The sequence below is a fragment of the Brevundimonas sp. KH_025 genome, assembly GCF_057839885.1.
The window spans coordinates 3048802-3069414 of the sequence record NZ_CM174501.1 but is presented as its reverse complement, the minus strand read 5'-3'; the positions used below and the strand labels follow the sequence as shown (position 1 = coordinate 3069414).

Genomic DNA, 20613 nt, shown 5'->3' with positions numbered 1-20613 from the left:
CCTTCCTGCTTTCCGCATCTTGCAGCGGCCCGGACTTCCGTGGCCGAACACAGTCCGCCCGAGCCCGAAATGAACCTTCGTAACGTCGCTATCATCGCCCACGTTGACCACGGCAAGACGACCCTGGTCGACCAGCTGCTGGCCCAGTCCGGCGTCTTCCGAGCCAATGAGGCGACGACCGAGCGCGCCATGGACTCCAACGACCAGGAAAAAGAGCGCGGGATCACCATCCTGGCCAAATGCACCTCGGTCCTGTGGAACGGTGAAGCGGGCGAGACCCGCATCAACATCATCGACACCCCCGGCCACGCCGACTTCGGCGGCGAAGTCGAGCGCATCCTGGGCATGGTGGACGGCTGCGTCATCCTGGTTGACGCCGAAGAGGGCGTCATGCCCCAGACCAAGTTCGTTCTGACCAAGGCGCTGAAGATGGGCCTGCGTCCCATCCTCTGCATCAACAAGGTCGACCGCGCCCACGCCGATCCCGACCGCGTGCACAACGAAGCCTTCGACCTGTTCGCCGCCATCGGCGCGACGGACGAACAACTGGACTTCCCGCACATCTACGCTTCGGGCCGCGCCGGCTGGGCCACGCTGGATCTGAACCAGCCCAACGACACCCTGGCCCCGCTGTTCGACCTGATCGTGCGCCACGTGCCGGCCCCCGCCGTCCAGGCCAACAAGGACAAGCCGTTCCGCATGCTGGACGTGCTGATCGAAAGCGATCCCTTCCTGGGCCGCCTGCTGACCGGCCGTATCGAAAGCGGCAAGGCCGTCCCCGGCATGGCGATCCACGCCCTGGACCGCGAAGGCAAGGAAATCGAGCGCGGCCGGATCACCAAGGTCCTGGCCTTCCGCGGCCTGAAGCGTCAGGCTCTGGACGAGGGTTCGGAAGCGGGCGACATCGTCGCCATCGCCGGCATGTCCAAGGCGACCGTGGCCGACACCCTGTGCGCCATGGAAGTCACCGAGCCGCTGGACGCCCAGCCGATCGACCCGCCGACCATCTCCATGACCGTCTCGGTCAACGACAGCCCCCTGGCCGGCCGTGAAGGCGACAAGGTCCAGTCGCGCGTCATCCGCGACCGCCTGCTGAAGGAAGCCGAAGCCAACGTCGCCATCCGCGTCACCACGACCGAAGGCGGCGACGCCTACGAGGTCGCCGGCCGTGGCGAACTGCAACTGGGCGTTCTGATCGAAAACATGCGCCGCGAAGGCTTCGAGGTCTCGATCTCGCGTCCGCGCGTGGTCTTCCAGACCGGCGAGAACGGCGAGAAGATGGAGCCGATCGAAGACGTCATGATCGACGTCGACGACGAGTTCTCGGGCATCGTCATCGAGAAGCTGTCGGCCCGTAAGGCCGAAATGACCGACATGGGCCCGTCGGGCGCCGGGAAGACCCGCATCAGCCTGAAATGCCCGTCGCGTTCGCTGATCGGCTATCAGGGCGAGTTCCTGACCGACACGCGCGGTTCGGGCGTGCTGAACCGCGTCTTCAGCCACTATGAAGGCTACAAGGGCGAGATCGCCGGCCGTCTGAAGGGCGTGCTGATCTCGAACTCGGACGGCGATACGGCGGCCTTCGCCCTGTGGAACCTGGAAGACCGCGGCGTCATGTTCGTCGGCGCCGGCGAGAAGACCTACGAAGGCATGATCATCGGCGAGAACGCCCGCTGGGACGACCTGGACGTCAACCCGATCAAGGGCAAGCAGCTGACCAACGTCCGCGCCGCCGGCAAGGACGAGGCCGTTCGCCTGACCCCCCCGCGCCAGATGTCGCTGGAACAGGCCATCGCCTATATCGGCGACGACGAACTGGTCGAGGTCACGCCCAAGTCGATCCGTCTGCGCAAGCAGATCCTGAACCCCTCGTTCCGCAAGAAGCGCCAGCGCCCCGACTGAGGCTGACGACAACCGAAATGAAGAGGGCGATCCGCAAGGGTCGCCTTCTTTTTGGGGGCCTACCACGCTTTCCCTTGGGCCTACCGCCCTTCGGGCTACTTGAGGCCCGCTCCTTTTGGCTTGCTGCGTGAGTTGGAGCCGCTCCCTTTCACGTCATCCCGGCCGCAGCGTAGCGGAGAGCCGGGACCGCCCAGCACACAACCGTTGGAGCTTCCTGCGGTCCCGGATCGCCCTTTCAGGTCGTCCGGGATGACAGCCAGCGTGGGGGCGAGCGTCCTACTTCCTCAACCCCAGCAGGCCCAGCCAGCCGCCGCTGGTCAACAGGGCCACGTCCAGCAGAGCCAGGGCCAGCGGGGTCGTGGTCGAGGCGGCGATGAATTTCGGCCGCCAGACCGGGCCGAACTTGGACTTGTAGGCGCGCAAGCCCTGGAAGCCGTAGACCGCGCCGCCCTCCTCGAACACCAGGGCGCCGACGCGGGCGAAGACGGGGGCCAGACGCCGGTCCTGCAGACCCGACAGGGGCGCCATGCCCAGATCCAGCCGCTTGAAGCCCTCGGCCCGCGCCCACTGCGCCGTGCGTGTGAACAGATAGTCCATCACCCCGTGCGGCCCGTCCGGCGCGTGGCGCATCAAATCGATCATCGCCTCTTCGCCGCGCGCCCCAAGCAGCAGGTTGGCGAAGGCGACGATGCGGCCGCCTTCCCACGCCACGGCGACCGGCGACCGATCCAGGTAGTCGATGTCGAAGCGGCCCAGCGAGAAGGCCTTTTCCGATCCGTTGTGGTGGTCCAGCCAGGCGTCGGAGACGGCGCGCAGCTCGGCTTCCAGCGGACGGGCGGCGCCGGGCGCCAAGACCTCGAAGCTCGTGCCCTCGCGCTCGGCGCGGTTCACCGCGGTGCGCAGGTTCTGCTTGCCCTTGCCCTCGGTCGAGAAATGTTCGGCCTCGATCACCGCCGCCTCGCCCACCTTGCGCACGGCCAGGCCCAGGGTCGCCAGATCGGCTAGCATCCCCTCGCCGACCGAATAGAAGACCGGCGCCCCGCCGTAGCTGTCGGCCAGTTCGGCGAAGGCCCACAAAAGCTCCAGCCGCTCCTCCCTCAGGCCGGCGGCCTCGCCCATGGCGATCCAGCGCCGCCCCTGCACGCGATAGGCGATGAAGCTGCGGCCTGACGGACTGAACAACAGGGCCTTGTCGCCCAACAGCGCCAGACCGGCCTCCGGCGAGGCCGTATCCGCCTCGGCCAGGGCGGCGCGGGCCCGCTCGATCTCGTCGGGTCCGGCCGGCGCGTGGCTGCGGGCGCCCGGCGCCGTCAGCAGGGAACGCACCGCCACCGCCAGGGTCAGGATCGCCAACACGGCGCCCGCCCGCAGGAAGCCCGAGGCCTGGGTGTCGGTCAGGAAGGTCCACCACAGCTCGTCGGTATAGGCCGTGTCGCGATAGGCGAAGAAGCCCAGCCACAGCATGGCCGCCACGGCCGCCGCCAGCATCAGCAGCCAGCCGGGCCGCAGCGGTTCGCCCAGCCGCGAGCGCCGGTTGAAGGCCGCCCGGCACGGCAGCAACAGGGCCGCCGCCAGGGTCAGCTCCGCCGCCTCCTCCCAGTCCAGGCCCTTCATCAGGGAGAAGACCGCCCCCAGCATCAGACCGAACAGGGCGGCGTAGTAGGCGCCGCGCCGACGCCGCCACAGACCCGCCGAGACCAGCAGCAGCATGAAGCCCGTCACGCTGGCCGCGAAATGGGACAGGTCGATCAGGATGGGCGCCGAGAACTGGTTCAGCGCCTGCAGCCGCCCGCTGAAGGCCGGCGTGACGGCCGACAACAGCATGACGGCGCCCAGGGCGAAGGAGGCCACAGCGAAGACCTGCGGCGTCAACTCATAGACCAGCCCGCCCAGTCGCTGGAGGATCCGCGCCAGTCCACCCCGGCCCTGGCCGCCCGGCCGCTTCGTCGCTGTCATTCGCCCTCTCGGTGTCATCGCCCCTCATAGAGCAAGAATCGGCCGTTTGCGGCGCGGAAAAGGTCATTTCAGGACGCCTGAAACAATCCGAAACGCCGCGAGTTCACCTTTTCGCGAGCGCCAGACTCGTTCAACCAGAGTGACCCCATGATCCGCAAGACCGCCCTGCTGACCGGCATCGTCGGCGCCTTCCTCTTCGCCGCTCCTGTGCTTGCTCAGGACGCCACGACGCCGCAGACGCCCGAACCGGCTCCCGCTGAGGCGGCTCCGGCTCAACCCCAAAGCCTGACCCTGACGCCGGGCGCCATGGTCAAGAGCGCCGATGGTTCGGAGCTGGGCAAGCTGGTCGGCGCCCGGAACGGCGCCGCGGGTCAGGAACTGACCGTGCGCGGCGCCGACGGCGCGGTGCGCGCCGTGTCGGTGGCCGGCATCCGCCAGGACAGCGACGCCATCGTCGTCAACGCCAGCCTGTCCGACTTCCAGGCCGCCGCCGCCATCGCCGACGAGGCTCCGGCTGAGGCGACCCCGCCCACGGACGCTGTCGATGCGCCCCCGCCTGCCGAGCCGGTGGAGCCGCCGGCTGACGAACCCAACGCCTGATCCGCCAGGCCGGAATGAAGAAGGGGCGGCCCGTCACGGGCCGCCCCTTTGTCGTTTCGATGTCGCGATGATCAGGCGCGCTTCTTGATCAACCCCAGCAGGAACAACAAGACCACCGCGCCGATGGTGGCGACGATGACGCCGACGATCCAGTTTCCAGCCGCGTCCACGCCCAGCAGGTTATTGGCCAGGAACCCGCCGATCAGCGCGCCGAAGACGCCCACCACCAGATTGGTCAGCAGGCCGTGGTTCCGCTTCATGATCTTTTCCGCCAACCATCCGGCGATGACGCCGATGATGATCCAGGCGATCCACCCAAAACCGCTCATTCCCATGCTCCCTTTCAGTCAGGCTTGACTGCCTTGGCGGTAATGCGCCGCTCGCCCAGGGGTTGCGTCCGCGCGCCGCCCAAGCGTCGCTATTCCCCGGAAAGGCGAATACGGCACGGCGCTTGCGGCGCGACGGGCGAGCCGTGTCGTTTCGACACAGCGCCCGTAGGACAGAGAAAGGGGCCGTCATGGCCGCCGACATCGATCTTCATCTGGGCCGCCGCCTGCGCCGCCGCCGCCGTCTGCTGGGCCTGACCCAGCAGCAGCTCGCCGTTCAGGTCGGCATCCGGTTCCAGCAGATTCAGAAGTACGAGTGCGGCGCCAACCGCATCTCCGCCGCCCGCCTGTGGGAGCTGGCCGAGGCTCTGGAAACCCAGGTCAGCTATTTCTACGACGGCCTGGCCGAGGCGCTGGAACCCCGCGAGGGCGCGGGCGCCGCCGCAGAGAGCTTTTCCCGCAAGGAGACCCTCGACCTGATCCAGGCCTATTATCAGCTGGACGAACGACCGCGTCGCCGCCTGCTGGATCTGGCCCGGTCGCTGCACACCGACAACGAGGCGGCCTGACCCCTCGCCCCGGCAGGGCGGGCGGTGTATGCCGCCGCCATGACCGAGCTGGAAGCCTTCGCCGTCGAACTGTCGCATGAGGCCGCGCGCACGGCCCTGCCCTATTTCCGGAGCGACAACGCCGAGGAAAACAAGGCCGGACCCGGCGCCTTCGACCCCGTCACCGAGGCCGACCGCGCCGCCGAGGCCGCCATCCGCCGCCTGATCGCCGCCCGCTACCCGCACCACGGCGTCATCGGCGAGGAATACGGCGAAGACCGGCCCGAGGCCGAGCATGTCTGGATTCTGGACCCCATCGACGGCACCCGCGCCTTCATCGCCGGCCTGCCCTTGTGGACCACCCTGATCGCCCTGCGCCATGAAGGCGCGCCGGTGATCGGCGCCATCGGCCAGCCCTATCTCGCCGAGGTGTTTCTGGGCGGCCCGTCGGGCGCGCGGCTGCTGCGGGACGGGAGCGAGACCGCCCTGAAGACCCGCGCCTGTCCGGCCCTGTCCGACGCCCTGATCGCCACCACCGACCCCGACATCTTCGTCGGCGCCGACCGCGAGGCCTGGACGCGGCTGCGCGCCTCGGCCCGACTGGCCCGTCTGGGCTGCGACGCCTACGCTTACGCCATGGTGGCGGCGGGCCGCATCGACCTGGTTGCAGAGACGGAACTGAAGGTCTGGGACTGGTCCGCCCTGCTGCCGGTCATCGAGGCGGCGGGCGGCAAGGTCACAAGCTGGAGCGGCCAGGCGCCCGACGGCGACGGCCGCATCCTGGCCGTCGGCGACGCCGCTCTGACCGACCAGACCCTCGCTGTTCTGAACGCCTAGAGCGAAATCGGTTCAGATGCGATCGCATCTGAACCCAGATCTTCGCTCCAGCATCAATCCTGGAGCCTGATTCACGGCATCAGTGGAATCGCGAAGCGATTCCACCTCAACCGATCAGGCTCTAGGCCGCGCCCTTCACAGGCGCAGCGGTCGCCGCCTGTCCCTCGGCGGGGGCGACATAGCCAGCCAGGGCGTCGAACTCGTCCAGGAAGACGCCGCGCAGCGGGTCCGCCTCCATGATGACTTCGTGCAGGGCGCCCGGCGCCTCGACATAGCGGCCGCGGCCCAGACGGCGCGCCGCCCAGCGGTTGGTCTGTTTCCAGACCTTGTCGTCCTCGGAGGCCTGAACCACGCAGACGGGGATCTTCACCGCCTTCAGCGCGCGCGGCTTCAACGCGCGTTCGCCCGCGTCGAGCGCAAAGGCCAGCCAGCCCCAGGTCGGGCCGCCGATGGCCAGATGCGGGCAGGCGTAGAGCTGCTGACGCCACAGGTCGTAGCGCGCGCGGTCGGACGTCAGGCCGTCCTTCTCGAAGGTGTGGTCGAAGGGATCGTCGGGATTGTCCAGCACATAGTCGCCCGCCTTGCCGTGGCGCAGGTTCCAGCGCACCGCCAGCTTGACCGACCACATCGACCGCTTGCCCGTCTTGATGCGCAGCATGGGGCTGGACAGGACGGCGCCGGCGAAGCGGCTCTCGCCCGCCTCCAGCGACAAGAGGTTGAGGCAGCCGCCCATGGAATGGCCGACCATGATCCAGGGCTTGGGCGCCTTGGTCTCATAGGCGTCCAGCAGGCGGGCGTAGTCGTCCAGGAACTCCTCGACCGCGCGGGCATGGCCGCGCAGCCGGTCGGGCAGCAGCCGGGCCGACAGGCCCTGACCGCGCCAGTCGTGGGCCAGGACGCAGAAGCCGCGCGCCAGGAAGTTGCCGATGACTTCGAAGTACTTCTCGATCGGCTCGGTGCGGCCGGGGCTGAGCACCACGGTGCCGCGCGGGGTCTTGGCCACCATGGCCGACGGCGTCCACAGGGCGGCGCGCAGGCGAAGCCCGCCCGCGCCGCGGAACCAGTCGCCCTCTCCGCCGGGAGGGGAGGCGGCGCCGGGAACCCCCATCAGGGGCGCATGGGCGGCAAAGGCGGTGGCGCGGTTCACTCGGGCTTCCTGAACTTCAAGGTCATGCGATCACTCTCGCCGATCGCGTCGTATTTGGCGCGGTCGAAGGCCGGGTCGACGGGCTGGCCCGCCGGAGCCGTCAGGCGCGTCGGCGCCAGGGTGTCGGCTCCGAAGGGGTGGTCCTTGGTGTCGGCCGGGTTGGCGTTGATCTCGGACGCCTCGACGAAGACGAAGCCGGCCTCGGCGGCCAGTTGCTTGACGAAGGCTTCCTGCACATAGCCGTTGGCTGCGGCCGGATCCTGATCCTCGTCCGGCTGCAGCCGGTGCTGCTCGACGCCCAGGACGCCGCCGGGGCGCAGGGCCGCATAGGCATCCGCGAAGGCCTTTTCGGCGATGCCCGCAGCCATCCAGGCGTGGATGTAGCGCATGAACAGCACCAGGTCGGCCGTCCCGGCGGGCGCCACCGGCCCCGTGCCCGCGCCAAAGGCGCTGAACTGGACCGCGCCATACAGCTTCTTGTCGCCCTCCAGCCTGGCCTTGAGGGCGTTGTTCACGGCGATCTGGGCCGGATTGACCGCGGGCCCCTCGGCGAAGCCCGCCAGATGGAGGGCGCCGCCGCCCTTGTTCAGATAGGGGGCCAGGATCTCGATGTACCAGCCGCTTCCGGGCCAGAAGTCGACCACCGTCATCTTCGGCTGCAGGCCGAAGAAGCGCAGGGTCTCGATCGGGTGGCGCCAGGCGTCGCGCGCCTTGTCCGCCGCCGAGCGCCAGGACCCGGCGACCGCCCATTCCAGCGAGCCTTCGGGCGGTCCGGCGGGCGCGGCGGGCGTCGTGGCTGAAGCCTTTTCTTCCTTCTTGCCGCAGGCGGCCAGGCCGGCGAAAGCGGCCATGCAGGCTCCGGCCAGGACAGCGCGACGGGTCGATCGCTCAGACATCCGCGCCTCCTTCCATCCGCTGGGTCACGCCCTTGGGCTTAAGGCGCTTCTGCGCCAGCGTCAAAACCGCAAACGGCATCAGTTGGCGGTCTCGGGCTTGCGGAAACGCAGGGTCATCCGGTCGCTCTCGCCCACGGCGTCGAAGGCCGCGCGCTCCTCGGTCGTCAGGACGCGCCCGTCCTTCTGCGAGGTGCGCGTCGGGGCCAGGGTCCAGACGCCGAAGGGATGATCGCGGTCGTCCTTGGCGTTGGCGTTCAGCTCGCTGCGCGCCTCCAGCTCGAACCCGGCGCGGCGGGCGGCGTGGATGACGTAGCTTTCGGGGACGTAGCCGGTCGAGGCGGTGTCGGCGACGTTCAGACCCTCATTGCTGCGGTGCTGTTCGACGGCCAGGACGCCGCCGGGCTTCAGCGCCTTGAAGAAGGCGGCCAGATAGGGGTCGGTGCGGCCGTCGCTGGACCAGTTGTGGAAGGCGCGCGCCACCACCACCATGTCGGCCGTGCCGTCGGCCACGCCCATGCCCTCGGTCGGGCGGCTGACCGCGACGTAGCGGCCGCCGGTCGCGGCCGCATAGGGCTCCAGGATGTTGCGCCACCAGCCGGCGCGGCCCGGCTCGATCTCCACCACCGTCTGGGCGGGCTGCAGCCCCCAGAAGGTCAGGGTCTCGAACGGATGACGCTGGCTGTCGCGGACGCGATCGGCCTCGGGTCGGGTCGTCGAGGCGATGGCGGCCTGAAGGGCGGCGTCCTCCTCGACTTTCGGCATCTCCATCGACAGGCCCTGGCGGTGCGGCAGCGCGGGCTCGGGCGGCGCGCCCCCCGGCGTGCTTTGAGCAAGGGCGGGCGAGGCGAGGGCGGACGCCAGGATGGCGGCGAGGACGAAGGGTCGCATGGGGGGCTCCGGTCGATCCTGAAAGAAACAATCCGTAACCCATACGGCGCTTCGCGGCCTCGGCAAGGCGCGGATTGGGCCAAGCGACGATTTCGCGCGCTCCTTCGCTCGCCGGGGGCGTCCCCCTTGCGCCGTGAAAAACGCCGCCTACCTGTTTCTCCGAGAGCGCCGATCCCGGGCTCTCCAGACCTGACGGGGCCGATTTCGGACCGCCGGGCCTGAAACCCTCCGCCGTCCGGGGCCAAATCGCCGGGCGGCTCAACCTTGCTGAATGTCAGAAGGATGATCCATGCGTACCTATGATTTCTCGCCGCTGTACCGTTCCGCCGTCGGCTTCGACCGTCTGGCCCGCCAGTTGGAAAGCGCCGCGCGCTCCAGCCAGGAAAACGGCTGGCCCCCCTACAATATCGAGACGACCGGCGAGAACGCCTATCGCATCGAAATCGCCGTCGCCGGCTTCACGCCCGACGAGCTGAACATCGAGGCCAAGGAAAACTCGTTGACCGTGACCGGCAAGAAGGCCGCCAATGACGACGCCTCGGCTCAGAAGACCTATCTGCATCGCGGCCTGGCCGAGCGCGACTTCGAGCGCCGCTTCCAGCTGGCCGACTATGTGGTGGTCAAGGGCGCCGACCTGTCGAACGGCCTGCTGACCATCGACCTGCAACGCGAACTGCCCGAGGCCCTCAAGCCGCGCCGCATCGAGATCGCGACCGGCAAGCCCCTCATCGAGGGCAAGACGGACAAGGCGAAGAAGGCCGCCTAAGCGCGGCCGACGTCTGAAAACTGGAGAAGGGGCGGCGTTCGCGTCGCCCCTTTTTTCGCGCCTAACACCCCCCGGAAACGGCGCAGCCGTTATCCGGGACCGCTCAAGGCGCAGACGGTGAGTGTGTGGCGGTCCCGGCTCTCCGCCTGACGGCTTCGGCCGGGATGACGAACGCGCTGCGCAGACTTAAGCCGCCGCGGCCTTGAGATCGGCCGGATCCAGCCCGCGCGCGCCGCCGATCTGGGCGCCGCTGAAATCGGCCTGCTTGGTCTGGGCCCCGTGCAGAACGGCGCGGCTCAGATCCGCCCCGGCCAGTACTGCACGACGCAGGTCTGCGCCCGACAGGTCCGCCCCGCGCAGCACCGCGCCCGACAGATCCGCCGGCAACAGCCGCTCGGGTCCCAGCATCAACGGTCCCAGCTGGGCCTCGCGCAGATCCGATCCGTTCAGCTTGGCTCGCCCCAGCCGCGCCCCGCGCAGGTCGGCGCGGCGCAGATTAGCCGAGCGCAGGTCGGCGCCTTCCAACTGCGCGCCCTGCAGCTGCACGCCTTCCATATCCAGGCCGTAGAAGACCGCGCCCTTGGCCGACAGGGCCGTCAGGTTCAGGCCGCGAATGGACTCCAGCGGACGCAGGTCGACCCCGTCGAACACCGAGGGCTGGCCCTCGGCCCCGCCCGTCTCGCACCACTGGGCGTGGTCACGCAGCATTTCGGCGGCGGGCATGCGGCTGACCGGCTCGCCCGCCGGGCGGTTGTCGGTCAGGGCGCCTTCCATATTGGCCCCGTCGGTGCGCCACATGGCGGCCTTCACCCCGACCAGGATGGCCCCCGACAGGTCGGCCCCCGACAGGTCGGCCCCCGAAAGGTCCGCCCCGGCCAGATCCGCCCCGCGGAAGCTGGCCTGTTTCAGATTGGCCCGGACCAGCTTGCAGTCCTTCATGATGGCGTCGGTGAAGTCGGCGGCCACGGCCACGACCCCGGTCATGCGCGAGCGCTGCAGATTGGCCCCGACCAGGCTGGCGCCCTGGGCCTGGGTGTCGGCCCGCTTCTGGGCCTCGATCACGCGAAAGCCCAGCTTGCCGTCCGCCGCCGCGATGGTGCCTTCGCGCAGGTCGGCCTCGAACAGGTCGGCGCCCGACAGGTCCGCGCCGCGCAGGCAGGCGCCGCGCAGGTCGGCCCGGCGCAGGCTGGCGTCGGTCAGGACGATGTCCTGCATGTCCGCGCCGAAGAAGTTGGCGTTGTCCAGCTTGGCCCCGGTCAGGTCGCAGTTGTGCAGACGGGCGGCGGCGAAGTCGGCGTCGGCCAGGTTGCGGCCGCGCAGGGTCAGACCCGACAGGTCCATCCAGGCGAAGACGGCGCGGGCTCCGCCGGGCCGCGCCTGCCACAGACGGTCGTGCTTGACGCAGATGGCGTCCACCTCGGCCTGGGTCGGTTTCTTGCGGACAGGATCGGCGGCGTCACTCATCGCGCCAACATGGCTGACGGCCCATTAAGGAAGCTTTGCAGAAACAGGCGTTTCCGGCGCATCAGAGGCCGAGCAGACCCTGTTCGCGCAGGGCCTCGGCCAGTTCGCCCTCGTTGGTCCACAGCCGGGTGTAGCCCGCCTCGCCCAGGCGGTTCAGCTCGGTCGTCAGGTCGGCGCGCGGCGCGGCGACGAAGCGGCCGTCGAAGCCCGTTCCGTCCTCGCTGACGCGGACCATCGGCCGCCCCGTCTCCAGTCGATGCAGGAAGCCCTCGCACAGGACGGCGGCGTCCGCCGCCAACAGGCCGGTCTCGACCGTCAGGCCCGACTGGCGCAGCCGCTCGGTGCCCCGGCCCGAGGCGAAGGGCGAGGGGTCCAGGGCGGCGATCACCACCCGCGTCACCCCGGCCTCGGCCAGGAAGTGGGCGCAGGACTTGCGGCCCGACGAGCGCGCGCCGCACGGCTCCAGCGTGACATAGGCGGTCGCGCCCTTCACGGCCTCGCCCGCGGCGGGCACGGCCTGTTCCTCGGCGTGAGGACGGCCGCCCGGCGCGGTGGCGGCTTCGGCCAGCACCACCCCGTCCTTGACCAGGACGCAGCCGACCGCCGGATTGGGCCAGGTCTCGCCCATCCGCGCCAGCGCCAGGTCGATGGCGCGGCGCATGTGGACGGCGTCGTCCTTCGAGGACGTGCTCACGCAATCACCGGCAGGGCTTGCGCCCGCGCTTGGTCCAGATAGCGGGCGGCGACCGGCTTCAGGTCCGCGTCCAGATCGATCTCCAGCGGATTGCCGGTCGGGATCTCGACGCCGACGATCTGGTCGTCCGGCACCGCGAACAGCAGCTTGACGATGGCCCGCAGCGAGTTGCCGTGGGCGGCGATCAGCACGTCCTCGCCCGCCTTCAGGCGCGGCGCGATCTCGGCGTCCCAATAGGGCTGGACCCGGTCCAGCGTGGTCTTCAGGCTCTCGGTGTCGGGGATGGCCTTGCCCTCGTAGCGGGGGTCGGCGTCGAAATCGAACTCGCCGCCCGCGGCCAGGGGCGGCGGCGGCACGTCATAGCTGCGGCGCCAGATCTTGACCTGGTCCTCGCCGTGCTTGGCCGCCGTCTCGGCCTTGTCCAGCCCGGTCAGGCCGCCGTAGTGGCGCTCATTCAGACGCCAGTCCTCGACCACCGGCACCTCCTTCAGGCCCGCCGAATCCAGCGCCAGGGCGCCGGTGCGCTTGGCCCGCGTCAGGACCGAGGTGAACATGACCGCCGGCTTGAACCCGGCCTCGGCGATCAGTTCGCCGCCGTGACGCGCCTGGGCCTCGCCCTCGGCGGTCAGGTCGACGTCGACCCAGCCGGTGAAGCGGTTTTCCAGGTTCCACTGGCTCTGGCCGTGGCGCAGCAGGATCAGGCGGGGCATGGGCGTCTCCGTAACGTCGTCCTTCGCCTAGGCCGTGGACGCGGGGGCGGTCAAGGTTTTGCGACCGCGAACACTATGCAGCGCGAAGCGTCGCCGCGCGTTGTTGGCCTCGTGGGGGACGCCCGCTATACCGCGACGCCAGGGTGCGGCTGGTTCGCTCCGCCCGCCTATCCGCGCACGCTCAGGAAGCCTCATGTTGAAACCGCGCCAGGACATCCGCCCCAATACGGCGGAGTATGAAACCATCCCCCTGGTGAAGCCGACCGGCTTCCGCGAATACGATGCGCGCTGGATCCTGGAAAAAGAGATCAACCTGCTGGGCATCCAGGCCCTGGGTCTGGGCCTGGCCACCTATGTCCACGAGATCGGCGTGCGGCCCCGCATCGCCGTCGGCCACGACTTCCGCGCCTACTCCCTGTCGGTGAAGCAGGCCCTGATCCTCGGCCTGCTGGAAGGCGGGATGGAGGTGGTCGACATCGGCCTGGCCCTGTCGCCGATGGCCTACTACGCCCAGTTCGCGCTCGACTGCCCCTGCGTGGCCATGGTCACGGCCAGCCACAACGAGAACGGCTGGACCGGCGTCAAGATGGGGGCCCAGGCGCCGCTGACCTTCGGCCCCGACGAGATCGGCCGCCTGAAGGAAATCGTGCTGAACGGCGAGGGCGTGGCCCGCCCCGGCGGCCGCGTCGAGCGGGTCGAGGGCTTCCGCGAACAATACATCCGGGACGTCGCGTCCAAGGTGCAACTGACCCGTCCGCTCAAGGTCGTCGCCGCCTGCGGCAACGGCACCGCCGGCGCCTTCGCTCCCGAGGCCCTGCGCCTGATGGGCGCCGAGGTGATCGAGATGGACACCGAGCTCGACTGGACCTTCCCCAAATACAATCCGAACCCGGAAGACCACGCCATGCTGATGCAGATGGCGGCCAAGGTGCGCGAGACCGGCGCCGACCTGGCCCTCGGCTTCGACGGCGACGGCGACCGCTGCGGCGTGGTGGACGACACCGGCGAGGAGATCTTCGCCGACAAGATCGGCCTGATGCTGGCCCGCGACCTGTCGGCGCTGCATCCCAACGCCACCTTCGTCGTCGATGTGAAATCGACCGGCCTCTACAAGACCGACGCGGTGCTGAAGGCCAACGGCGCCACCACCGTCTACTGGAAGACGGGCCACTCCTACATCAAGCGCAAGACCGCCGAACTGGGCGCCCTGGCCGGGTTCGAAAAGTCGGGCCACTTCTTCCTCTCGGGCGATCTGGGCCACGGCTATGACGACGGCCTGGTCGCCGCCGGCGCCGTTCTGGCCATGCTGGACCGCAATCCGGGCAAGAGCCTCAGCGAGTTGAAGTCCGCCCTGCCCGACGCCTGGACCTCGCTGACCATGTCGCCGCACTGCGACGACGAGCTGAAGTACGACGTGCTCGCCAAGATCGTGAAGGAGTACGAGGACCTGGCGGCGTCCGGCGGCTCGATCCTGGGCCGCAAGATCGTCGAGGCCATCACCGTCAACGGCGTGCGCGTCCACCTCGAGGACGGCTCCTGGGTCCTGGTGCGCGCATCAAGCAACAAGCCGGAACTGGTGGTGGTGGTCGAGAGCATGCGTTCCGCCGACGACATGCGCGACCTGTTCAGGAAAGAGGTCAAGCCGCGCCTCGCCGCCCATCCCGAGATCGGCGCCTTCAATCAGGAAATCTGACCCGGTTTGACCGCGCAGGCCCATTCAGGCGAAGTGACGGCGTGACCTCCGCCTCCTCAAAATCCGACCGGCCCGTCGTCATCGTCGGCGGCGGCTTTTCCGGCGCCATGCTGGCCGCGCGGCTGGCCGAGCGCGGACAGGCCTCGGTCCTGATCGAGCGCCAGGGCGAGGCCGGCCCCGGCGTCGCCTATTCCGCCGTGCTGGACGCGCACCGGCTGAACGTGCGCGCCGGACGGATGAGCGCCCTGGCCGACCGGCCCGACGACTTCGTCGACTGGCTGACGACGCATCGTCCCGATCAGGCCGATCCGGACGGCTTTGTGCCGCGCCGGCTCTACGGCCTCTATCTGCGCGACCGTCTGGCGGCGGCCGAGCGGGCCTGTCCGGGCCTGATCCAACGCATCCACGGCGAGGCGACGACGATCGAAGGCCAGGCCGTGCGTCTGTCGGACGGGCGCCGGATCGAAGGGCGGGCGGTCGTTCTGGCCAGCGGCAACCCAGCCCCGCGCACGACGCCGCAAGGCCAAAGCCCGCGCATCCTGTCCGACCCCTGGGCCATCGCCGCCCTGGCGCCGATCCAGCCCGACGACGCCGTGCTGATCCTCGGCACAGGCCTGACCATGGTGGACGTGGTTCTGGCGCTCGACGCCCAGGGCTGGCGCGGCCACGCGACCGCCCTGTCGCGGCGCGGCCTGCTGCCTCGCGCTCACGGCGAACACCACGACGCCCCGGTCGCCTTGCCGAAAGACGCGCTGGAGGGGCCGCTGTCGCGCCGCCTCGCCGCCGCCCGCCGACTGGCCGACCGCCACGGCTGGCGCGGCGTCATGGAGGGCTATCGCCCGATCACCGCCGCCCTGTGGGGCGCCGCGTCAACGACCGAGCGCGCCCGCTTCCTGCGCCATCTGCGGCCCTGGTGGGACGTCCACCGACACCGCATCGCGCCCCAGATCGAAACCGCGCTGAACGCCCTGATCGCCGAGCGCCGCCTGAGCGCGCGTGCGGGCCGCATCCGCGCTGTCACCGCTGACGCCGACAGCGTGACCGTGCAACTTGATCCGCATACAGACAAAACCCCGCAAGCCCTGCCGGCCGCCTGGCTGATCGACTGCACCGGCCCCGGCCATGACGCCGCCTCGACGCCGCTGACCGCCGCCCTGATCGCGTCGGGCCGCGCCCGAATGGACCCCACGGGCCTGGGGCTGGACCTCGACGAGGCCGGGCGCGTCCTCGGCGCCGACGGCGCATCGGATCCGGACCTCTACCTGCTCGGCCCGCCCGCCCGCGCCGCCTTCTGGGAGACCATCGCCGTCCCCGACATCCGCCAGAGGATCGAAGCCCTCGCCCGCGTCCTGACGGCCTGATCCCGCCGCCCGGCGCCGTGGTTGAAACTTCCAACAGTTCGCGACTTCCTCTAAGCGACTTAGCGTCTGGCGGGCGTTTCCCGGGTCGGCTATCACCGGGACAGGAGAGGAAACACAAAAAATGAACCGTCACCGCACCCGCGTGCTGGGGGATCGCCCCCTCGCGCCTGAAACCCTGATGATGGGCTATGGCTATGATCCGGCCCTGTCCGAGGGGGCGATCAAGGCGCCCCTGTTCCAGTCGTCCACCTTCGTCTTCAAGTCGGCCGAGGACGGCAAGCGCTTCTTCGAGGTCGCCTACGGCCTGCGCCAACGCGACCCGGACGAGGCCCTGGGCCTGATCTATTCGCGCATCAACAACCCCAACCTCGAAATCCTCGAGGACCGCCTGGCCGTCTGGGACAAGGCCGACAAGGCCCTGGTCTTCTCGACCGGCATGGCCGCCATCTCGACCGCCATGCTGGCCGTGGTGCGGCCCGGCGACGTCATCCTCTATACGGCCCCGGCCTATGGCGGCACCGAATACCTGTTCGACCGCATCCTGCCCCGCTACGGCGTCAAGGCGATCAGCGTCCCCGCCGCCGAGGGCGCCGACGCCCTGGACGCGGCCATGATCGCCGCCGCAGCCCAGGCCAAGGCGACGGGCGGTCGCCTGGCCGCCGTCTATCTGGAGACCCCGGCCAACCCGACCAACCAGTTGGTCGACATCGCCCGCGCCGTCGCCGGAGCGAAAGCCGTGGATCAGGTCGAGCCGCCGGTCGTGGCGGTGGACAACACCTTCCTCGGCCCGTTGTGGCAGAGCCCGCTGGAGCTGGGGGCGGACCTGGTCCTCTACTCGCTGACCAAGTATGTCGGCGGTCACTCCGACCTGATCGCGGGCGGCTGCATGGGCGGGGCCGAGATCATGGCGCGGGTGGGCGAGATGCGCACCATCTGCGGCACGACCACCGATCCGCACACGGCCTGGCTGCTGCTGCGCAGTCTGGAGACCCTGCACATCCGCATGGAGCGGGCGCAGGAGAACGCCCTGATCCTGGCCGAGCGCCTGCGCGCCGACCCGCGCGTCAGCGCCGTCCTGACCGCCGGGGGGCCGGACGCCTCGCCGGAGCAGCAGGCCATCTTCGCGGCCCAGTGCAAGGGTTCGGGCTCGACCTTCTCGCTGGAGCTGCCCGGCGGCGAGGCCGAGGCCTTCCGCATGCTGAACGCCCTGCGGCTGTTCAAGCTGGCGGTCAGCCTGGGCGGGGCCGAGAGCCTGGCCTCGCACCCGTCCAGCATGACCCACTCGGACTATACGCCCGAGGCCAAACAGCGCAGCGGCATCGGCGATAATCTGGTGCGCCTGTCGGTCGGCATTGAGAACGTCGAGGACCTGTGGGCCGACCTGCAACAGGCCCTGGCCGCGATCTGAGGTGGAAGGCGGGCGCCGTTCGCGGCGCCCGCCGATCCCGTCAGCCCGCCGCCTTCACCGCCGCCGCCACGTCGGCGACCACGCGCTTGACCAGGGCCTCGTCGTCGCCCTCGGCCATGACGCGGATCAGTTTTTCCGTGCCCGAGGGGCGGACCAGCAGACGCCCCGAACCGTTCAGCGCGGCTTCCGCCTCCACGATGGCCGCCTTGACCTTGGCGTCTTCCAGCGGCTTGCCAGCGGTGTAGCGGACGTTCTGCAGCAGTTGCGGCACCGGCTCGAACTGCCGCGCCAGGTCGCTCATCGGCACGCCGGTCTCGACCAGGACGGCCAGCACCTGCAGCGCCGCCATCAAGCCGTCGCCGGTCGTGGCGTGGTCCTTCAGGATGATGTGGCCCGACTGTTCGCCGCCGATGTTGAAGCCGCCGGCGCGCATCCGCTCCATGACGTAGCGGTCGCCCACCTTGGTGCGCTCCAGCGTCAGCCCCTCGGCCTTCAGCTTCCGCTCCAGCCCCAGGTTGGACATGACGGTGGCGACCACCCCCTTGCCGTTCAGTCGACCGCGTTTGGCCCAGTCCAGACCGATCAGGGCCATGATCTGGTCGCCGTCGACCACGTGGCCCTTTTCGTCGCAGATGATGACCCGGTCGGCGTCGCCGTCCAGGGCGATGCCGATGTCGCAGCGATAGCGCTTCACCGCCTCGGACACGGTTTCGGGATGGGTCGAGCCGCACTCGGCGTTGATGTTCAGGCCGTTCGGCTCGACGCCGACGGGGAAGACCTCGGCCCCCAGCTCATAGAGGGTGGTCGGCGCCACGCGGTAGCCGGCGCCGTTGGCGCAGTCGATGGCGATGCGCAGCCCCTTGAGGCTGAGCCGCTTGGGGAAGGCCGACTTGGCGATCTCGATGTAACGCGGCGGGGCGTCGTCGATGCGCTTGACCCGGCCCAGCTTGTTGGCGGGGGCCAGGTCCTGATCCAGCCCCTCGTCCATCATGGCCTCGATCTTCAGCTCGATCTCGTCCGACAGCTTGTAGCCGTCCGGCCCGAACAGCTTGATGCCGTTGTCCGCATAGTCGTTGTGCGAGGCCGAGATCATGATGCCCAGGTCGGCGCGCATCGAGCGCGTCATCATGGCCACGCCCGGCGTCGGCAGGGGACCGAAGGTGCGCACGTCCATGCCCACGCTGGCCAGACCGGCCACCAGGGCCGGCTCGATCATATAGCCGGACAGGCGCGTGTCCTTGCCGATCACCACCAGATGGCGGCGGTCGTCGTCGGTGCGGAACAGCTTGCCCGCCGCCAGCCCCACACGCAAAGCCACCTCGGCCGTCATCGGATGGGTGTTGGCCCGGCCGCGGATGCCGTCGGTGCCGAAGTATTTTCTCTCGCCCAAGGGCGTCGTCCTTCGCTGGCGGCGCCGGAGGATTTGCAAAGAAACCTTCCGAAACCCATTTTTTGATGTCGCCGGCCTGCGCTTCCCCTAGACGAAAATCAAAGGGCGAGACGGGCGGAACCCTCTCGCTTACCTCTTACGGCGGCGTCGCGCAAAGCGCGACCGCCCGGCCCCTTCACCGGAGCAGACCATATGTGCGGCATCATCGGCATTACGGGCGCAGGCGCCGTCGTTCCCCGTCTGATCGACAGCCTGAAGCGGCTGGAATACCGTGGCTATGATTCCGCCGGGATCGCCGCCGTCGTCGACGGCCGCATCGAACGCCGCCGCGCCAAGGGCAAGATCCGCGAGCTGGAGGCCGTGCTGACCGCCGAGCCCCTGGCCGGGACCATCGGCATCGGCCACACCCGCTGGGCCACCCACGGCGCGCCGACCACCGCCAACGCCCACCCGCACAAGGCCGGCCGCGTCTGCCTGGTCCACAACGGCATCATCGAGAACTTCGCCGAGCTGAAGGCCGAGCTGGAAGCCGAGGGCCGCGTCTTCGAGAGCCAGACCGACACCGAGGTCGTCGCCCACCTGCTGGATCACAAGCTGGCGGCGGGTCTGGCCCCGCTGGACGCCTTCAAGGCGACGCTGGACCGGTTGACCGGAGCCTATGCCCTCGCCGTCCTGATCGAGGGCGAGGACGGGCTGATCCTGGGCGCCCGTCGCGGCAGCCCGCTGGTGGTCGGCTGGGGCGAGGGCGAGATGTACCTCGGCTCGGACGCCCTGGCCGTCGGCCCCTTCACCCAGAAGATTTCCTATCTGGAAGAGGGCGATTACGTCGCCATGACCCGTTCGGGCGCGCGCATGTTCGACGCCTCGGGTCATCCGGCCGACCGCGCCGTGGTCCAGGTCTCGGCTTCGTCCGCCATGGTCGAGAAGGGCGCCTATCGCCACTTCATGGAGAAGGAAGTCCACGAACAGCCCGACAGCGTCCAGCACACCCTGTCGGAATACCTCGACCTGGTGACCGGCACGGCCAAGCCGCAAGCCGTGGACTTCGCCGCCGTCGACCGCATCCAGATCATCGCCTGCGGCACCGCCTTCTACGCCGGCCAGATCGGCAAATACGCCTTCGAGAAATATGCGGGCCTGCCCTGCGACGTCGAGATCGCGTCCGAGTTCCGCTACCGCTCGCCGGCCCTGACGCCGGGCACGGTCGCCGTGGCCGTCAGCCAGTCGGGCGAGACCGCCGACACCCTGGCCAGCCTGACCTGGTGCAAGGCGCAAGGGCTGAAGACCGCCGCCGTGGTCAACGTCCACACCTCGTCCATGGCGCGCGAGGCCGAAATCCTGTGGCCGACCCATGCCGGGCCGGAAATCGGCGTCGCCTCGACCAAGGCCTTCACCGCCCAGGTCTCGGCCCTGCTGGCCCTGGCCGTCGCCGCCGGCGTGGCGCGCGGCCGCATCGACGCGACGCGCGAGGCCGAACTGGTCAAGGCCCTGTTCGAAGCGCCGCGCCTGATCGCCGAGGCCCTGCAGATGGACGGCCAGATCCGCACCATCGCCCACGACCTGGCCAAGGCCACCGACGTGCTGTTCCTCGGCCGGGGCGCCATGTTCCCCCTGGCCATGGAGGGCGCGCTGAAGCTGAAGGAGATCAGCTACATCCACGCCGAGGGCTATGCCGCCGGCGAGTTGAAGCACGGCCCCATCGCCCTGGTGGACGAAAAGACCCCGATCATCGCCCTGGCCCCGCTGGACGAGGTGTTCGAGAAGACCGCCTCCAACCTGGCCGAGGTCGCCGCGCGCGGCGGCCCCGTCGTCATGATCGCTCCGGCGACCGCCCCCGACCCGCACGGCGCCGGCATCCGCCGTGTCGACGCCCCCGACTGCCACCCGCTGATCGCGCCCCTGGTCTATGCCGTGCCGGTGCAGTTGCTGGCCTATTACACCGCGGTCCAGAAGGGCACGGACGTCGACCAGCCCCGCAACCTGGCCAAGTCCGTCACTGTCGAGTGACGTAACCCGCAGGTGGGCGG

The 20613-nt window shown here is 69.5% G+C and carries 18 protein-coding genes; 9 read left to right on the top strand and 9 right to left on the bottom strand.

Features of this window, described 5'->3' with window-relative positions:
- Window positions 1–69 precede the first annotated feature (69 nt).
- A complete protein-coding gene (gene typA / locus AC3IS2_RS15150; RefSeq protein ID WP_489198614.1) occupies window positions 70–1902 on the top strand; it encodes a translational GTPase TypA in 1833 nt (610 codons plus the stop codon).
- Between the two features lie 276 nt (window positions 1903–2178).
- Here the strand turns inward: typA and AC3IS2_RS15145 are convergent, their stop codons facing one another.
- Window positions 2179–3858 (bottom strand): phosphatidylglycerol lysyltransferase domain-containing protein, encoded by a 1680-nt coding sequence (locus tag AC3IS2_RS15145; RefSeq protein ID WP_489198613.1) that lies wholly within the window; start codon window positions 3856–3858, stop codon window positions 2179–2181.
- Between the two features lie 147 nt (window positions 3859–4005).
- On the opposite strand from AC3IS2_RS15145, the gene AC3IS2_RS15140 reads away from it, so the two are divergent.
- On the top strand, window positions 4006–4458 hold the full coding sequence (locus tag AC3IS2_RS15140) for a superoxide dismutase (protein WP_489198612.1): 453 nt from the start codon (window positions 4006–4008) through the stop codon (window positions 4456–4458).
- A gap of 71 nt (window positions 4459–4529) precedes the next feature.
- Here AC3IS2_RS15140 and AC3IS2_RS15135 read toward each other — a convergent pair whose 3' ends face one another.
- The gene (locus tag AC3IS2_RS15135; protein WP_489198611.1) at window positions 4530–4787 is read right to left on the bottom strand and encodes a GlsB/YeaQ/YmgE family stress response membrane protein; all 258 of its coding nucleotides are present in this window, start codon (window positions 4785–4787) and stop codon (window positions 4530–4532) included.
- Window positions 4788–4975: 188 nt separating this feature from the next.
- Between AC3IS2_RS15135 and AC3IS2_RS15130 the strand changes: the two genes are divergently transcribed.
- Both AC3IS2_RS15130 and hisN read left to right on the top strand, forming a co-directional pair.
- Window positions 4976–5353 carry a helix-turn-helix domain-containing protein gene (locus AC3IS2_RS15130; protein ID WP_489198610.1) on the top strand — a complete coding sequence of 126 codons (378 nt, stop codon included), beginning with the start codon at window positions 4976–4978 and terminating at the stop codon, window positions 5351–5353.
- 39 nt (window positions 5354–5392) lie between these two features.
- Complete coding sequence (gene hisN, locus AC3IS2_RS15125) at window positions 5393–6169, top strand: histidinol-phosphatase (RefSeq protein WP_489198609.1); 777 nt, start codon at window positions 5393–5395, stop codon at window positions 6167–6169.
- Window positions 6170–6290: 121 nt separating this feature from the next.
- On the opposite strand, the gene AC3IS2_RS15120 is transcribed toward hisN, so the two are convergent.
- From AC3IS2_RS15120 to AC3IS2_RS15110, 3 genes are all read right to left on the bottom strand, one after another.
- Window positions 6291–7316 (bottom strand): alpha/beta fold hydrolase, encoded by a 1026-nt coding sequence (locus tag AC3IS2_RS15120; protein WP_489198608.1) that lies wholly within the window; start codon window positions 7314–7316, stop codon window positions 6291–6293.
- Complete coding sequence (locus tag AC3IS2_RS15115; protein ID WP_489198607.1) at window positions 7313–8212, bottom strand: class I SAM-dependent methyltransferase; 900 nt, start codon at window positions 8210–8212, stop codon at window positions 7313–7315. The genes AC3IS2_RS15120 and AC3IS2_RS15115 overlap by 4 nt, the downstream gene beginning before the upstream one ends.
- A 78-nt stretch (window positions 8213–8290) precedes the next feature.
- Window positions 8291–9100 carry a class I SAM-dependent methyltransferase gene (locus tag AC3IS2_RS15110; protein ID WP_489198606.1) on the bottom strand — a complete coding sequence of 270 codons (810 nt, stop codon included), beginning with the start codon at window positions 9098–9100 and terminating at the stop codon, window positions 8291–8293.
- 289 nt (window positions 9101–9389) lie between these two features.
- Here AC3IS2_RS15110 and AC3IS2_RS15105 point away from each other — a divergent pair, with 289 nt between their 5' ends.
- Window positions 9390–9866, top strand: coding sequence for an Hsp20 family protein (locus AC3IS2_RS15105; RefSeq protein ID WP_489198605.1), 477 nt, complete (start codon window positions 9390–9392; stop codon window positions 9864–9866).
- A gap of 186 nt (window positions 9867–10052) precedes the next feature.
- On the opposite strand, the gene AC3IS2_RS15100 is transcribed toward AC3IS2_RS15105, so the two are convergent.
- From AC3IS2_RS15100 to gpmA, 3 genes are all read right to left on the bottom strand, one after another.
- Window positions 10053–11330 carry a pentapeptide repeat-containing protein gene (locus AC3IS2_RS15100; protein WP_489198604.1) on the bottom strand — a complete coding sequence of 426 codons (1278 nt, stop codon included), beginning with the start codon at window positions 11328–11330 and terminating at the stop codon, window positions 10053–10055.
- A gap of 61 nt (window positions 11331–11391) precedes the next feature.
- The gene (locus tag AC3IS2_RS15095) at window positions 11392–11991 is read right to left on the bottom strand and encodes a bifunctional diaminohydroxyphosphoribosylaminopyrimidine deaminase/5-amino-6-(5-phosphoribosylamino)uracil reductase RibD (protein ID WP_489200165.1); all 600 of its coding nucleotides are present in this window, start codon (window positions 11989–11991) and stop codon (window positions 11392–11394) included.
- A 29-nt stretch (window positions 11992–12020) separates the two neighbouring features.
- Window positions 12021–12734: a 2,3-diphosphoglycerate-dependent phosphoglycerate mutase gene (gene gpmA, locus AC3IS2_RS15090; RefSeq protein WP_489198603.1), complete on the bottom strand. Its 714-nt coding sequence runs from the start codon at window positions 12732–12734 to the stop codon at window positions 12021–12023.
- Window positions 12735–12927: 193 nt separating this feature from the next.
- On the opposite strand from gpmA, the gene AC3IS2_RS15085 reads away from it, so the two are divergent.
- The 3 genes from AC3IS2_RS15085 to AC3IS2_RS15075 all read left to right on the top strand — a co-directional run bounded on the left by AC3IS2_RS15085 (window position 12928) and on the right by AC3IS2_RS15075 (window position 17196).
- The gene (locus AC3IS2_RS15085; RefSeq protein ID WP_489198602.1) at window positions 12928–14427 is read left to right on the top strand and encodes a phosphomannomutase/phosphoglucomutase; all 1500 of its coding nucleotides are present in this window, start codon (window positions 12928–12930) and stop codon (window positions 14425–14427) included.
- Between the two features lie 41 nt (window positions 14428–14468).
- Window positions 14469–15788, top strand: a complete 1320-nt coding sequence (locus AC3IS2_RS15080) for an FAD/NAD(P)-binding protein (RefSeq protein WP_489198601.1) — start codon at window positions 14469–14471, stop codon at window positions 15786–15788.
- 121 nt (window positions 15789–15909) lie between these two features.
- Window positions 15910–17196, top strand: a complete 1287-nt coding sequence (locus tag AC3IS2_RS15075; protein WP_489198600.1) for a cystathionine gamma-synthase family protein — start codon at window positions 15910–15912, stop codon at window positions 17194–17196.
- 40 nt (window positions 17197–17236) lie between these two features.
- Here the strand turns inward: AC3IS2_RS15075 and glmM are convergent, their stop codons facing one another.
- On the bottom strand, window positions 17237–18586 hold the full coding sequence (gene glmM, locus AC3IS2_RS15070) for a phosphoglucosamine mutase (RefSeq protein ID WP_489198599.1): 1350 nt from the start codon (window positions 18584–18586) through the stop codon (window positions 17237–17239).
- A gap of 192 nt (window positions 18587–18778) precedes the next feature.
- Between glmM and glmS the strand changes: the two genes are divergently transcribed.
- A complete protein-coding gene (gene glmS / locus AC3IS2_RS15065; RefSeq protein ID WP_489198598.1) occupies window positions 18779–20593 on the top strand; it encodes a glutamine--fructose-6-phosphate transaminase (isomerizing) in 1815 nt (604 codons plus the stop codon).
- Window positions 20594–20613: the final 20 nt, after the last annotated feature.